This window comes from Leptospira neocaledonica (assembly GCF_002812205.1).
GTDB classification, from domain to species: Bacteria; Spirochaetota; Leptospiria; order Leptospirales; family Leptospiraceae; genus Leptospira_B; species Leptospira_B neocaledonica.
Map to the genome: position 1 here is coordinate 406909 of NZ_NPEA01000002.1, position 15636 is coordinate 422544.

The following is a 15636-nucleotide window of genomic DNA, read 5'->3' on the forward strand; positions in this document are numbered from 1 at the left end:
AATCATGGCTCTAAATCATCAAAAACCGGTCTTCCAACACCCGGATTTGATGGTCTCCGTGTCCGGAATCCGGGGAATCATTCCCACCGGATTAAGCCCCGATGTAATTTTCCATTCTCTTATGGCCTTTGGGTCCAGACTCAAAGGAAATTCAGTCGTTATAGGAAGAGATTCTCGTCCTAGCGGTGCTTATATAGAAAATATCGCGATCGGGATCATGCTTGCGATGGGCAAAAATGTGATCCGTTTGGGGATTGTTCCCACTCCTACCGTAAAAGCAGTGGTGGCTCAATCAGGAGCCGCAGGCGGGATCATGATTTCCGCTTCTCATAATCCAGTGATCTGGAATGCATTTAAGTTCATTGGACCTGGCGGATTTTTTACCAACGCCCAAGATTTAGAAGGTCTTTTAGATCTGGTCCGAAAAGAAGATTATAAACCTTTCCAATTCAAACCGAATACGGATGTAGAAGATGGAACCGATAGGATCCAGGCTCATATCGACTCTGTTTTGGCCCGAGTGAATGTATCTGCGATCAAACGTAAAAAATTTACTGTATTTTTAGATGCGGTCAACGGTGGGGGAAGCTTCGTTTTACCGGAATTGTTAAGTCGCTTGGGTTGTAAGGTGATTTTGCAACATTGTACTCCCGATGGAACATTTCCTCGTCCTCCTGAACCTACTCCCGATGCGCTCAAACAATCTTCTCGGCTGATTAAAAAATCCAAGGCGGATATTGGTTTCGCCCTGGATCCTGACGCGGATAGACTTGTGGTCTTATCTCCTAAAAAGGGAGCGATCTCCGAAGAATTAACACTTCCTCTCAGCTTCATGTCCTATCTCGTTTCTAATTCAGTTCCGAAGAAGGCATCCATCACTGTGAATCTTTCTACTAGTTTTGTGAACGATTGGGTCGCGGACTCTGTTGGAATTCCGACTTATCGATCTAAGGTGGGAGAAGCCAATGTTGTGGCAGAAATGATACACCGTAAGTCTGTTTTTGGCGGAGAAGGGAACGGAGGAGTAATCGATCCGGCAATTCCTTCTTTTGGAAGGGATTCTCTTTCCGGGGTGGCTCATATACTGAATCTGCTTGCCCTAAAGGGGGAAGATGCTGAAACTGTGATAGGTAGTCTTCCTGCGGTCCATATGCGCAAGATCGCCTACAAGATCGCGGGTCAGAAGACGGAGCAGATTTATTCTAAGTTTCGCAGCGCCTTCTCCGAATATAAAGAAGATTCGAGAGACGGTTTACGTTTAGCGAATCAGGACTCTTGGATACATATTCGACCTTCGAATACCGAGCCGATCCTCCGGTTGATTGGAGAGGCCAGAACCAAAAAGGATCTGGAATCCCTTTTAAATAAAGCCGGAAAGATCATGGAGAATTCATAATATATGTGTGGAATCGTAGGATACGCTGGCGATAAAAACGTAGAATCCGTACTTATAGTAGGGCTCATCGGTCTGGAGTATCGTGGATACGATTCTGCCGGGATCGCGGTCTTGGACAAGGGAGAGATCCAAGTCCGTAAACAAAAAGGTAAAATTAAGGATCTGGAGAATTACCTAAAGGAACATCCGATCCGAGGCAATGTGGGCATAGGCCATACTCGCTGGGCGACTCATGGAGAACCCAATCAAATCAATGCTCACCCTCATACCGATTCTAAATCCACTGTTGCAGTAGTTCATAACGGAATTATAGAAAATTATTCTGAACTTCGCCAAGAGCTAAAACAAAAAGGTTTCGTATTCCATAGTATGACGGATACGGAAGTTCTTCCTAATCTTTTAGCGGAGAGCAGAAAAAGAGGCCTATCTAATAAGGAAGCTTTTTTAGATTTATTTAATAGAGTTCACGGAAAATGGGCGATCGCGGTCGTATTCGATAACGAACCTGATAGAGTTTATTTTGCACAAGACGGTGCACCTTTACTTTTAGGAAGAGGCAAGGAAGAATATTACCTGGCTTCCGATATTTCTCCTCTGACTAGAAATTGTAGAGAAGTTTATTATATCAACTCCAAAGAATGGGGATACTTTACAAAAACCGAATGTAAAATTTTCGGATTCGACGGTTCAGAGAAAGAATTCGAATTCAAAACTCAGGATATCAAATTCGAGGATGTAGATAAGGGCGGTTACCCTCATTTTATGATCAAGGAGATCCACGAACAACCGGGGATCTTCCGCAGAATTATCCAATCCCGTATTAGCGAAACCGGAGAGATAGAATTCCCGGAAAGCACCATCTCCAGAGAGATGATGTCCAAGGTAAATCGTATCATCATCCAAGCGGCAGGAACTAGCTACTACGCCGGGATGCTCGGAAAACATTATCTGGAAAATTTCGCAAAGATCCAAACAGATACTGAAACTTCTTCAGAGTTTCGTTATAGAAACCCTGTGGTAGAAGGTGATACTTTGATCGTAGGGATTTCTCAGTCGGGAGAAACTGCGGATACTCTTGCTTCTTTACTCGAAGCAAAAGCAAAATTTATTAAAGTTCTTTCATTAGTGAATAATGTGAACTCTACGATTGCAAGGGAATCAGATTCATTCATCAGAACGGATGCAGGTCCTGAGATCGGGGTCGCGAGTACAAAGGCATTTACTGCACAGGTAATCAACCTTCTTCTTTTTTCATTATACGTTGCTCGTTTGAAATGGATCGTTTCCGACGAAGAATTAAAGACACTTTTAGAAGAGATCCGACTTCTACCAGGAAAAATGGAAAGGATTTTGGCTCAGGCTCATATCCTAGAAACCTGGGCGGCGGATTTTACTAAGACCAAAGATTTTGTTTTCTTAGGTAGGACCTATAACCATCCGGTTGCATTAGAAGGAGCCTTGAAGTTAAAAGAGGTTTCTTATATTCACGCTTCCGGTTATGCGGGTGGGGAATTCAAACATGGACCGATCGCGCTCATTACAAACGAAGTGCCGGTTGTATGTATCGCGACCAAATCCGAAATTTATAGTAAAATGCTTTCCAATATCCAGGAAATTAAGGCCAGAAACGGGATCATGATCTCCATCGTGACCGAAGGGGATAAGGAGGCAAAAGAGCTTTCAGACTATTGTTTTGAAGTTCCGGACTGTCCGGAAATTTTAAGTCCGATCCTGAATGTTCTTCCTCTCCAACTTCTGGCCTATTATTCTGCCGTGGCTAGGGGTTGTCCTCCGGACCAACCAAGAAACCTAGCGAAGTCCGTCACAGTGGAGTAGTGAACGCGTGGGCAGAATTCAGAGAATTTGGATCGATGAGAGGGAAACTCCTCCCGGTTTGGGAGCCTTAACCAGAATTCGATCTTTCTCGGAGATTCGAGATGGGGTTTTGACTCCCCTCCAACGTTTAAGAGAGCAGTATCCTGATTCTAAGATACTGTATTCTCACTCCAATTCTGCATTCGAGAAAACATTCTTCGAAAGAAATCCTAAGATCAATGAGTACGATGGCAAGGATGTAGATCTAATCATCCGTCCTGAGGAATTTCTACCTTGGAAATCCTTAGAATCTGTGGGTAAAAACATAGATCTGGACTTGGAAAACCATAAGGACCTTCGCAAATGGGCCCGCAAGCTCAAAGTAAAGTCAGGTGATTTCCAAGTAGTAGGAAAATCTAAACACGTCCATATCCATCCCTCCGCTAAAATTTATCCAGGCGTGGTAATAGATGTAACTTCTGGACCAGTGATCATAGATAAGGATGCAAAGGTAACTTCTTTTAGCTTTTTAGAAGGTCCTTTATACATAGGCCAAGGCACTCATGTGGACAATGCTCGTATCACAGGAAATACTTCCATAGGGAATGTTTGCAGGATAGGCGGAGAAGTAGGCGATAGTATTATATTAGATTTTACGAATAAACATCACGAGGGGTTCTTAGGACATTCCGTGGTGGGAAGCTGGGTCAACCTAGGAGCATTATCCACTACCTCGGATCTAAAGAACAATTATGGTGTGGTCAAGATCAGAGAAGAACATACGGAAGTCACGACTGGTTCCATCAAATTCGGTTCTATCATAGGAGATTTTTCTAAGATAGGTATTGGAGTGATGTTGAACACAGGAACTGTGATCGATTTCGGATGTAATGTGGTTTCTTCCAAGGCGAGCGGATACCTTCCTCCGTTTATTTGGGCAGATGGACAAGCTTATATCCTGGATTTATTCTTACGTGATTCTCGCAAGATCATGGCAAGACGGAATAGAGAACTTTCTCATTCCGAATCAGAACTTATTAGAATTTTATACGAAACCAAGGTCCGGAAATAAAAAAGGACCGGAGGCTCCATGGAAGTTTTGGAATCGCGTATCAGTACGTCTTCCCCTGAATATAAAGAGAATTTCAAAGACCTTTCAGAAAAGGTCGCGGATTTACGTAAACTTCTCCAAAAAGCCGGACAAGGCGGAGGAGAAAAATCCATCCAGAAGCATAAAAGCAGAGGAAAGCTCACCGCAAGAGAAAGGATACAAGGTCTCATAGATCCAAATACTCCTTTCTTGGAATTCTCCGCTTTGGCAGGGGAGAAGGTTTATGCGGACGATGTGCCTTCTGCAGGTATCGTTACAGGGATCGGAAAAATTTCAGGGACACCTTGTGTGATTGTTGCAAACGACGCCACAGTAAAAGGTGGGACTTATTATCCACTCACTGTCAAAAAACATATTCGAGCTCAAGAGATCGCATTAGAGAATCGTCTTCCTTGCGTTTATCTGGTGGATTCAGGTGGAGCATTTCTTCCGATGCAGGACGATGTATTCCCTGATAAATGGCATTTCGGTAGAATCTTTTATAACCAAGCAAATCTTTCTAGAGTGGGGATCCCTCAGATCTCTGTCGTAATGGGAAGTTGTACTGCGGGTGGTGCATACATTCCCGCTATGTCCGACGAATCTGTGATTGTAAAAGGAAATGGTACTATCTTTTTAGGAGGACCTCCTCTTGTAAAAGCTGCAACGGGAGAGATTGTCACTCCAGAAGAATTGGGCGGTGCTGATGTTCACTGTAGGATCTCAGGAGTTACTGATCATTATGCGGAGAATGATCCACATGCACTCGAGATCGCTAGACATATCGTTTCTAGTTTGGGAGCGAGAGCCAAAAAGTTAGAAGAGCAGATCTCTTACGAAGAACCTCTTTATCCTGCTGAGGAAATTTACGGAATTATCCAAAAAGATATTCGTAAACCTTACGATGTAAGAGAAGTAATCGCAAGAGTTGTGGATGGTTCCAGATTTCAAGAATTCAAAAAATATTATGGAACCACGATTGTTACAGGATTTGCGAATATTTACGGAAAGACCGTAGGCATTATTGCTAATAACGGAGTTCTATTTTCAGAAAGTTCCTTGAAGGCGGCTCATTTCATCCAGCTTTGCAACCAAAGAGAGATCCCTTTACTCTTCTTACAAAACATCACAGGTTTTATGGTAGGGAAGAAGTATGAAAACTCTGGGATCGCAAAAGACGGTGCCAAGATGGTAAATGCGGTCTCCACTTCTGTAGTTCCAAAATACACCGTGGTAATCGGAGGCTCTTACGGAGCTGGAAATTACGGAATGTGCGGCCGAGCATTCGGACCTAGATTCCTGTGGATGTGGCCAAACGCTAGAATTTCCGTGATGGGAGGAGAACAAGCTGCGAACGTTTTACTTACTGTGAAACAGGAACAATTGGAGAAGGATGGCAAATCACTCTCCGAAGCGGAACAGGCAGAGTTCAAGAGACCAATATTAGAAGATTATGATAATCGTTCTTCTTGTATCTATTCTACTGCAAGACTTTGGGATGATGGGGTCCTGGATCCGGCTCGTACAAGAGAAGCTTTAGGTTTGGCATTGTATTCTGACCTTTCTCCTAAAGGTCTAGAGCCTTCTTATGCAATCTTCCGGATGTAATTTTCCTCCGGAAGAATGATACCTAAGTATAGTTTTCGGCCCTAAAATTTTATTTTTCCGGCAGATTCCTAAAATCTGCCTAATAAGTACGCAAACTGCTAGACTGGATCTGGATGTTTCTGGAAATTTTCTCCCTGAACTAGGGGAAAACCTGCCTTAGATAAAAATTTGGATCTGTTTTCCTAGAGAAAACCTCATTTCCTGGCTCTTAGATTCCTCTTCTTTTTTTTTAATCTTTTTTTGGACTAATTTTTAACCCGGGTACTCTTCTTGCATTAATTGGATAAAACATATTTTCGAGATGAGATTTGAGAAAATGAAAATTGCCCAAAAACTTATCGCGCTCTTGATCTTAATCGCTCCAGTACTGATCTGGGGTCAAGACGCCACACCAGCACCTGAAGCCGCACCTGCTGCTCCCACTTTGGATAAAGGGGATACCGCATGGATGATCGTGGCTTCCACTTTCGTGTTCTTCATGATCCCAGGACTCGCGCTGTTCTACGGCGGTATCGTAAGATCTAAGAACGTTCTTTCAACAATGATGCACAGCTTTGTTGCGATTCTTGTCCTTACAATCCAATGGACACTATTCGGATATAGCTTAGCGTTTTCCGGCGATAGTCCATTTTTCGGCGATTTTCAACTCTTTCTGTTGAATGGAATAACCGACGAAACATTGGAAGGAACGATCCCGAAATACATTCACTTCCTTTTCCAAGGAATGTTTGCGCTAATCACTCCGGCTCTAATTTCCGGTGCGATCGCAGAAAGAGTGAAACTTTCCGGTTATATCGTATTCATTCTAGCATGGGCTACTCTGGTTTACGATCCTGTCGCACACTGGGTATGGTCCGCTAACGGTTGGCTTTTCAAAAAGACCGCACTTGATTTCGCAGGTGGAACAGTAGTTCACTTGATTTCCGGTATCGCAGGTTTGGCTGCAGCAATCGTACTCGGAAAACGTAAAGGAGAAGGCGCAGCTCTGATCGCTCCGAACAACTTGACCTACACTCTTATCGGTGCGGGATTCCTTTGGTTCGGATGGTTCGGATTTAACGCGGGTTCCGGTCTTGCTACTAATGGCCAGGCTGCAAGAGCTTTCGTTGTAACTTTAGTTGCTCCTGCCACAGCCGGCGCAGTTTGGTTATTGATCGAATATCTTCATACTAAAAAAGCTACAGCTCTTGGAGCAGCTTCCGGGATCGTTGCAGGTCTGGTTGTGATCACTCCTGCTGCAGGATTTGTGGACGCTACCGGCGCATTGATTATGGGAGTAATTGTATCTCCTATCTGTTACGGTGCTATCCTTCTGAAAGGTAAATTCGGATACGATGATTCTCTGGACGCTTTCGGAATTCACGGTGTAGGTGGAGCTCTTGGAGCGATCCTTACTGGTGTATTCGCACTTGCGAATTATATTCCTGAAGGAGTTACTCGCGGAGACCAGATTATCGTTCAGATTATCAGTGTTGTGGCAACCGGTGCTTACTCTATCGTAGTATCCTTGATCTTAGTGTTTATTATCGACAAGACGATCGGATTCAGGATTTCCGAAGAGAAAGAGATTGCTGGACTCGATTCCGAGATTCACGGAGAAAAAGGTTATATTATATAACCTTTGAATTTATACATTAAGTAAAGGAGAGCATATGAAATTAATCGTAGCAATTATCCAGCCCCATAAACTGGAAGAGGTTAAAGCGGAGCTTACTAAGAATGAAATTTACAGACTTACCGTAAGCGACGTGCAAGGCTACGGGCAGCAAAAAGGTAAAACTGAAGTATTCCGTGGACATGAATACCAAGTAAACCTTCTGAGAAAAGTAAGATTAGAGATCGCGGTAAACGACGAGTTCGTAAAACCTACCGTTGATGCGATCTTGAAAGCTGCCAAAACCGGCGACGGAAAGATCGGAGACGGAAAAATTTTGATTCTTCCTCTCGAAGACGTGATCCGCATTCGCACCGGAGAAAGAGGAAGCTCAGCGATTTAATTCTTCCCCAATACGAGTCGAAACTAGCTTCGGGGTCGGTGAATTTACCGACCCCATTTTTATTTTCAGGGGATTAAATTAGAAAATTCGGTTATCTTTTTTGGACCGTAGTTATTTATATTTTTCTAATATAAATTTTTCTCTGTCTCTTTAGGGATAATTTTTCCCAGCACGTTATTCGACTAGTAATCACCTAACTTCCCAGTTTTCTCGATTGTTTTTTTGCCTAGGAGTCCCAGTTTTGCCATAACTATATATTTTATTTGTAAATTACATGCTAAAGAAGTTATTTCTTCGTTCTAAATTCTCTTTTTTCCTCATTCTTTCCGGGCTCGTTCTATTTTTCCCGGTAAACGATTCGTTACGTTCTCAGGCTTGGGATCCGACAGAAATGGATCTAGGAAGTTATCAGGAGCAATCCTGGTCTTCTCTTTTCGAGCAAGCTTGGAATTTGAGCGATGTTCAAACCTGGAATCAGATGGTTCAGGACCAATATTTTTCTCTTAAAGGGGATTGGGAGACTCAGGCGGATCTTCAGTTCTCCGAAATTTTGAGTCAGGTTTTGCAATCAGACGAGATTTTAGATAATTCTGCTTATGTGGATTATGTTTCTAAATATCTGGAATTGGAGAGAGCTGAAGCGGAAAAAAGTTGGGAATCCGACGCAGAACTTAGAATCCAAGAAGAACGAAATTATTTCTTGGATAGTTTGCAGGGAAGGCAGGTGGATGAGCTTGGTTATGCGTTGTCCTCTTCTTCCCGATCGGATTTGGACGCGTCTATCCAAGACTGGAATCGTAAGTTCCAGGACGCTGCAGAAGTCGGCCTTTATGAATTTCAAAACGCTTTGACTTCTCTTGAAACCAAATTTCAAGAGATGAAAAATTCTATCACAAGCACCGATTCAGAATTACAAAATAATTTAAACCAAATCGCTCAATACGAAAACCAGGTTCGACAAAGTATCCAGTCCGGAACCCAGGATATGAAATTGTATCTCCTACAGCAGAATCTTTTGCAGAAGAGGGATGCGAACGGAAATTCTTTACTCGGAGATTTGGATGGAAAAACCGAGGAAGAACTTTTGTCGATTTACAGTTCGATTGATTCGAACGGTTTAAATGAGGCAGGTAAGAAGTTAAAAACTCTGATCGATAATTTGGATGAGGCCTTGGATCCGGACCATCCTTCTTCTCTTTCCGAAATTGCGGGACTTATGCAATCTTACTTTTCCGAAGAACAAGAGAATGCTTCGGAAATAGCTTCGGAGTATAGAGAAGACGAATACTCTTCCTGGAGTTACGGAAATCCGAATGTGTCCGTACATGAATTAACATTTACTACTTCGAATTCGTTTACTTCAAATCCGGATTCACCTGGTGGTGTTTGGAAAAATGAATTGGCGACTTCTATCCGAAAATATATCGAAACGAATGGTTCGAATACGACCGAGTTATTAGATCTTTTGAATGGGTATCTGGGAAACCCTGATCTAACTGTTTCTGAGATCGGAGCGATCGATTTAAAAGCATCTTCTTCTCGCGATTATTTACAAAGTCCGGAAATTACTAATTGGAATTCAGATTGGAATCAACCGGTAACCCGAGTGGGAGGATCCTATGTCGAAGACGGAAATTCTTTTTGGACTTTGACAAATCATTACTGGCTTTGTTGGGATGGGTTATGTTTACCAGGTCAGTCCAATTTTGCAGAAGAGACAGTGTATTTGGATGCTTCTTTGACCATTCATGATGCAGCAGCTCAGGCAAATGCGGAACAGTATGAGAATTTTAGGAATGAACTGAATGCAAAACTTTCTTCTTGGCAGAATGTTCTCGTGCCTGCGATCCAAAACTGGGAAACTCAAGTGAGTAATTATCAGGCCCGTTATTCGGAATGGCAGACGACTAAAATTTCTTTGGAAAATCAACTTACGGAAGAGAGAAGCACACAAATTGCCGAGTTATATAAAAATCGAGATGATTGGGCGAATGAACTTACTGATTTGTACATGGATTCCAAATCGTTTTCTACTTCTTCTTCCAATCTTCCTACATTCTCTTCTCAGGTTTCCGAAAGTTCGGGCTTGAGTTCTTTTTCCAAAACTCTGGAATCCTTTCAGGATTTGAAAACTCCGGATACGAATAATCTAAGCACATTTTATAACGGAATCGGACAAGCGGTGAATGGTGCGTATAACCTGAGTATGGTGGAAGCGAATAGAATTCTCGCTCAGGAAACTCAAAAGAATACGATCGATTCTTTGGTTGCGAATCTTAAAAACCAAAAAGAGATGAAGGAATCCATTTCGGAAGAGGCATATGCAGCATTCTCCGGAAAAAAATTGGACGGTTCTAATGCGGCAGGAATAGAAGGCGCGAACTCCTGTAACTCTGCAAATGCACAATCTAACGAATCCTATTGTAACTCCTTATATAATAATACAAAAAACTTCGATAATAAATATGAAGATGTGTATGTGGATGATGAAGGAAATATCCATGTAAAACAATCGATCAAGACTAGTTCTGCAAGTTATAACGGAAGTGGGGATATCACAGATTATAAAAGTTATAAACTCGCAGAGACCGTTCAGGACTTCGTGGTCGGAAATGTAGGCACTGTGAAACTGGGTGATATTTCTGCGAGTGGGGATTTGTTTAGTTCGAATTGGATTCAGAGTGAAAATTCGAGTAAGGTTTCGAGTGCTCTTCTTTCTTCTCAAAAAAATAATTCTTCAGAGTATTTAAATTCCGAATTTTTGGATTCGATTAATAAGAATGCCGCAAATGTGGATGCGTTCGCTTCTTTGCAAAATCAGAGAGCACAGCAGAATGCGATTACGAAAGCAAGTGCGGCTTCTACCGTTGTGAGTATTGCCCAAACGATTTTTGCCGGTGGATCCGGAATGGATTGGGCCAAACAACAAGTCAAAGACATGACTAAGTCAGCAGTTGCTACAGGGATCAGTCAGGCAACCGGAATTCCTGCGGACGTTATTACGGCATTCATCGATTATAAGGCGGATCAAAAAGCCAAACAAAAAGCGCAGCATGATATGGATGTCCGGATGGCGATTATAAATCCATTCGGTTACGTTCTAAACTATGTTCCCGGCGTGAAAGATTTAATGCGTCCGGTTAATCAAATCTTGGCTAAAGGTGTTTCGGAAATTATCCAGGGAACGACCAATTTACTTACAGAATCGGATATTGGAATCGGTCTCAGAAAGACGGGTGCAGTTTCCCAAAGTTCATTAAATCATTTACATGATATAGGAACCGAGGCTGCCGAATTCGTTCGTGGAAAAGATCTTCAAGCTGACCTTTCCAAGGGAGATGTGCAGGCAAAATGGAAGTCAGACCTTAAGACGGTGGCATATAACCAAATCGCAGAACAATTGGCTCCACCGGGAATGGATCCGCAGGTATTTTCTCAGATTTGGCAAGAATACGATAAGAGACAGGCGGCAAAGGCTGCTAAAAAAGAACAAGAGCAACAAATGATCTCCACTGCGATTCAAGTTGCTGCTTCCGTTGCTTTACAATTTGTACCTGGACCGGGAACTGCAGCGGGTGCAAGTATGCTTGCTCAAGTAGGTAGTTATTTCTCTTCTGCTCGTGGAATGATAGTTACTGCGAATGCCGTGGCTCAAGGTATTATTGCATCTAGAAACGGTAATATGAACGCGGTCGCTGCAGGTGTTGTAAACGGGCTTTTACTTGGAGTAACGGGTCCGATGGGACTTGCAGGTTCCGTGTCTTATACGCCTCCTACTAAAAAGAATACGTTGGGAGCCATGCTTGATGAAGGATTCAACGGCCCTTCCGCTTCCGGATGGGGTGGTGGAATTTCTATTGGAGGTTCTTATTTGAATGGAGGAGTTTCCTTCATGCCGGGTACTGGGGTAAATTTGAATCTTGGCGGAACGATCGGCGATACAGGCGGATTTTATAACCTAAGCTATAACACAAAATCGGGAAACACGAACCTCACTTTAGGAGCGGGCCAAGAATACGGCTCAAATTTAGGAGTAAACCTAAGCACAGACAACGATCAAAAACCATCGATCTTCTTAGGATTCGGATGTGACTTAAACGAAAACAACTGCGGGGGCGGAGGAGCCAATAAACTAGGCTTAGGTGGATCACTTACATTAGATGCAGATGGAAACGTAACACTTGGAGCAGACATCTTAGGAAACCAAGGGTTAGGCGTAACGTATAATGCGGATACGAACAGTTGGGGGCAAGTAACTGGAAATACAAACTTCGGAAATGATTATACAGTCATGACTGCACAGACTTTGGCAGATAAGGCCAAGACAGAATCGCAGATGAAGGTGGCTGGGACTTACGGAGATGTATTAAAAGATCCTAATTTAATCGCAAATAGTGAAAGTTTAAAATCGATCGCAGATAGTTACGGAGTAAAACCAGAAAATCTACCTGAGGTCATTCAGAATCTTTCAGATACGGTACGTAATCCGGATGCAGATCCGGCTTTGAGACAATCGGCACTTGTATCCTTGAATGAGATGATGGGAGCCGTTCACAATGAAGCGTATGTGAAGGGGAACCAAAATCTTAAAGATGCGATTCAGAATTCTCCAGCGGTAGCAGATGTCGCTGTGCAAGGAAAAGATAAAAACGGAACAGCGGAAGCTGGTTTCTTTAATCAAGTAGGAGAACAAGCTAAGATCTATCTGAACCAACTTGCTGGGAATGCATTTGGGGACTTTGCTTATATCAATGATAAGGGTGAAGTAGTTTTTAGGAGTTGTTTTGTGGCCGGGACGCTTGTTCATACGAAGGATGGATTGAGGCCGATTGAGACGGTGAAAGTAGGGGATGTTGTATTGACGAAGAGTGATATGACTGGAGAAATTAGATATAAGAGAGTTGTGCAGACATTTGTCCGCAGTACGGATGCGATTTTCAAAATAATCTTTGTAGATTCTTCTCTTCTTGAGACCACATGGAGTCATCCTTTTCGGAAATTGAAAGTAGAGAATCGCGAAGAAAGTTTTGGAATTGAAAACTCAGAGTGGACGCAGGTCAAAGACTTACAGTCAGGTGATATAATATTGACAGCCAGTGGAGAGGCTCTTGCCATCGAATCGATCGAAGTAGAAGATCGTAAGGAGACGGTATATAACTTCGAAGTGGAGGATTTTCATTCTTACTTTGTAGGGGAGAATGGAGTTTGGGTTCATAACGTTGATGGATATGGACCTGATATGACGATAGCGGGTTGTGTAGCAGGCGGACCTTGGGGATGTGCGGGTGGATTGACTTTGGATGTAATTGAAGCAGCTGTCGTCTTCCGTATTGGGCAAGCTGCCTTTGATAGCTATGAAGAAGCCGTTGCGGCGTGCGCTAGTACGGATTGTGTAAATAAGGTGAAGGAAGAATTTGATAAGTATAAGGTGAAATACACGAATGACGCAAAAGAGTTTTCGTTAGGAGCGTCATATGGCAAGGGGGGAGCAGAAGTATCTGCAGGCTTTACAATAGATAAATCGAAGAGCGGTTGGGACGCGATTAAACTAAACTTTGAGGCAGGTGGAGAGTCTGGGAAACTAGGAACCTCGATTACGAACCAAGGAGTGGATGAGATTAAAGGTACCGTTGGTAATTCCGAAGTTAGTATCGATCGAAACGGTCAGCTTAAGTACAAATACGGGACAACTGGCCAAGCTGATGTAACTTATGACATTGGAGCTGGCGAAATCAGTAAGGTCGGAGTTAGCGTAAAATCTGAACAGAAAGCTCCGAATCGAGATAGCATTTCCATTGGAACAAAGACTGATGTCAATATAGGCTCAAATACCATGTTTGGAGGTTTTTTGCAGAATCAATATGACCTCGCCAAAACTGCAGTCCAGAATTGGTGGAAGAAACAGACTCAGGCTACGCTTCCAACGCCAATTTGCGGAGTGACTAAATCTTGCTCCCCCGTAAACTCTTGCGACGGAATGCAAATGTCTTGCGGGAAAAAATAAAGGAAGGATCGAATGCGATTAATTGTTCTGAATCTTATACTGGCATGGATCATTTCTTTTTCGGTAGATTGTAAGGATCAAGAAGGTGACGTAACAGAAGTGGACGAGTTGATTCGCTATTCTGATGGATATGCCAAGCAAGGGAACTTAGAGAAAGCTCTGATTTTAGCGAATCGAGCTATTACATTAGAACCAAAGAATGAGAAAGCGAAGATCCAATTATCTAAGGTTTATGCAACTATTGCTAGCAATTTTGTGGATAAATTTGATTGTGATTCGGCAAAAAAATATGCAACTAAGGCTTTAGAGTTGTTCAAAGACAATGATGGAGCTTATAATGATTTGTCCCTTTGCGCAATGGCAGAAAAAAAGTTTAATGAATGCATTAAGTATGCAAATGAACATCTTCGCTTGGATTCCATTTACGGAAGTAATTCAAATGCTCCTTATAATAATCTTGCCGTTTGCTATAGAGAAATGAAAGAATATGGTTTAGCTACAGAAAACTTTTTAGAATCGTTAAAAAGGGATCCTCCCGAACGAATGGGAATGAAAAATATTTTCTCTCTCGGTAAAATCTACTTTATCCAAGGGAATCGAGAAGGGGCGAAGAAATATTTAGAAGAATTCATCAAGAAGTATGATAATGTTTCTCGCTGGGAATTAAGACGCGAATTTGAAATTCAATATAAGGAATCGAAAAAGCTTTTGGAAGTAGTAAACTCAGGAGCAAAGATCGGTTATCCTAAAGGAAAGGAACCTGCATTCAATACAGATTTTGTGGGGATTTTGGAAGGAAGAAGTTCCTCTAGTAAAAAGTGAAAGCGAGAAATTAACATTTTAAACTGTCCTGTCCCATGCCAAACGTAATATCCAGTGCAGAATCCACGTAAAACCGGTGCAGACTCCACGTAAAACCGAGAAAGATTTGTCCGGATATCCGGACACGTGCTCTGGGTAAGAAAACTAACACTCTTTTTCTGTAGATAATTGAGATTAACACTGGGGACAGTTGGTTTTTCGATTTTCGATGATTCTTTTTGCGACAGCTTCTTTGATTTGAGTGGAGAATCTTAATTTATCTGGAATAGCTCCGTTTAAAACATCATTTGGAGTGGCTCTGCGTGAAACAAAAATGGAGCAAAATATTCAAGATGGAAAGAAAACCAACTGTCAATTCAGAACGTTTAATGGAGGTTATTTTGAAGTTCCAGTATGTTATAGTAATTAGTTTTTTTGTATTAATTAATATTGGCTGTCAAATTTCTAAAAAGGAAACTTTCGAACTGCTGCATATTAGGAAGACTCATCTTCAAGAGATAGATTTTAGAAAAGCCGAATATAACAAGGACGCGGAAATTTACTCACAGTTCATAAATGGGCTTGGTTATTCGTATATGATTGCTTGGCAAAATAAAGCATCGATTATTTCTGAATCATTAACTAAAGGGGATGCGCGTGAAATCTTCACATATCAAGATGGAAAATTGAGCATGAAAGCTAAAATGAAGAGATATGCTTTTGAACCATACTATAAAGAAAGTGTAAACACTAATGAGCAAACAGAAGATTCTATCTTTTACTATTTAAAAAATAAATAAGAAGAGTCGGGATTCAATTGGCTCGAACATTATCGATTGCTGTTGATTTATCTCTCCCCCGCCAGGGATACGCAAGGCGCGAAGCGTCCCGTCGCGCATCCTAAAAAATAGCTCTGTAAAACTAA

General features: G+C 42.1%; 9 protein-coding genes. All 9 read left to right on the plus strand.

The window, feature by feature from the left end; all coding sequences use genetic code 11:
• Nucleotides 1-4 precede the first annotated feature (4 nt).
• The gene (glmM, locus tag CH365_RS04340; protein WP_100767370.1) at nucleotides 5-1396 is read left to right on the plus strand and encodes a phosphoglucosamine mutase; all 1392 of its coding nucleotides are present in this window, start codon (nucleotides 5-7) and stop codon (nucleotides 1394-1396) included.
• 3 nt (nucleotides 1397-1399) lie between these two features.
• A complete protein-coding gene (gene glmS / locus CH365_RS04345) occupies nucleotides 1400-3232 on the plus strand; it encodes a glutamine--fructose-6-phosphate transaminase (isomerizing) (protein ID WP_100767371.1) in 1833 nt (610 codons plus the stop codon).
• 7 nt (nucleotides 3233-3239) lie between these two features.
• Complete coding sequence (locus tag CH365_RS04350; RefSeq protein WP_100767372.1) at nucleotides 3240-4283, plus strand: GlmU family protein; 1044 nt, start codon at nucleotides 3240-3242, stop codon at nucleotides 4281-4283.
• 18 nt (nucleotides 4284-4301) lie between these two features.
• Nucleotides 4302-5909 carry a carboxyl transferase domain-containing protein gene (locus CH365_RS04355; RefSeq protein ID WP_100767373.1) on the plus strand — a complete coding sequence of 536 codons (1608 nt, stop codon included), beginning with the start codon at nucleotides 4302-4304 and terminating at the stop codon, nucleotides 5907-5909.
• Between the two features lie 316 nt (nucleotides 5910-6225).
• Nucleotides 6226-7527 carry an ammonium transporter gene (locus CH365_RS04360; protein WP_100767374.1) on the plus strand — a complete coding sequence of 434 codons (1302 nt, stop codon included), beginning with the start codon at nucleotides 6226-6228 and terminating at the stop codon, nucleotides 7525-7527.
• A 34-nt stretch (nucleotides 7528-7561) separates the two neighbouring features.
• The gene (locus CH365_RS04365; RefSeq protein ID WP_008595143.1) at nucleotides 7562-7906 is read left to right on the plus strand and encodes a P-II family nitrogen regulator; all 345 of its coding nucleotides are present in this window, start codon (nucleotides 7562-7564) and stop codon (nucleotides 7904-7906) included.
• A 274-nt stretch (nucleotides 7907-8180) separates the two neighbouring features.
• A complete protein-coding gene (locus CH365_RS04370) occupies nucleotides 8181-13910 on the plus strand; it encodes a TIGR04388 family protein (RefSeq protein ID WP_100767375.1) in 5730 nt (1909 codons plus the stop codon).
• Between the two features lie 12 nt (nucleotides 13911-13922).
• Nucleotides 13923-14732 (plus strand): tetratricopeptide repeat protein, encoded by an 810-nt coding sequence (locus tag CH365_RS04375; protein WP_100767376.1) that lies wholly within the window; start codon nucleotides 13923-13925, stop codon nucleotides 14730-14732.
• A 302-nt stretch (nucleotides 14733-15034) separates the two neighbouring features.
• Entirely contained in the window at nucleotides 15035-15511 is a 477-nt protein-coding gene (locus CH365_RS04385) for a hypothetical protein (RefSeq protein WP_100767377.1), read from the plus strand.
• Nucleotides 15512-15636 lie beyond the last annotated feature (125 nt).

Excerpts from the sequence above, each read along its gene's own strand:
- glmM (WP_100767370.1), top strand. The coding sequence starts at position 5 with ATGGCTCTAAATCATCAAAAACCGGTCTTCCAACACCCGGATTTGATG.
- glmS (WP_100767371.1), top strand. The coding sequence starts at position 1,400 with ATGTGTGGAATCGTAGGATACGCTGGCGATAAAAACGTAGAATCCGTA.
- CH365_RS04355 (WP_100767373.1), top strand. The coding sequence starts at position 4,302 with ATGGAAGTTTTGGAATCGCGTATCAGTACGTCTTCCCCTGAATATAAA.
- CH365_RS04360 (WP_100767374.1), top strand. The coding sequence starts at position 6,226 with ATGAAAATTGCCCAAAAACTTATCGCGCTCTTGATCTTAATCGCTCCA.
- CH365_RS04365 (WP_008595143.1), top strand. The coding sequence starts at position 7,562 with ATGAAATTAATCGTAGCAATTATCCAGCCCCATAAACTGGAAGAGGTT.
- CH365_RS04370 (WP_100767375.1), top strand. The coding sequence starts at position 8,181 with ATGCTAAAGAAGTTATTTCTTCGTTCTAAATTCTCTTTTTTCCTCATT.
- CH365_RS04375 (WP_100767376.1), top strand. The coding sequence starts at position 13,923 with ATGCGATTAATTGTTCTGAATCTTATACTGGCATGGATCATTTCTTTT.